The organism is Nocardioides sp. NPDC057772 (assembly GCF_042798075.1).
In the GTDB taxonomy this organism is placed as follows: Bacteria; Actinomycetota; Actinomycetes; order Propionibacteriales; family Nocardioidaceae; genus Nocardioides.
In genome coordinates, this window is sequence record NZ_JBHVKN010000358.1 from 2,002 (window position 1) to 2,281 (window position 280).

At 69.3% G+C, this 280-nt stretch carries 1 protein-coding gene; it reads right to left on the minus strand.

Annotation, left to right across the window (positions count from 1 at the left end; translation table 11 throughout):
• Window positions 1–280: homocysteine S-methyltransferase family protein (locus ACFVJS_RS27605; protein WP_378886740.1), on the minus strand; the 280-nt coding region annotated here is incomplete at both ends.

The window sequence follows — 280 nt, forward strand, 5'->3', positions numbered from 1 at the left end:
GTTCTCCACCTGCTGGGCGGCCACCGAGAGCGCGGTGTCGTAGTCGCCGGCCTTGATCAGGTTGCGGAACTTCGCCGACCCGGTGATGTTGGTCCGCTCTCCGACGTTGACGAAGAGGCTCTCCTCGGTCACGGTGAACGGCTCCAGGCCGGAGAGCCGCAGTGCGGGCTCCACGGTGGGGACGTTGCGCGGCTCGACACCCTCGACCTGCTTGGCGATCTCGGCGATGTGGGCCGGGGTGGTGCCGCAGCAGCCGCCCACCAGGTTCACGAACCCGGCG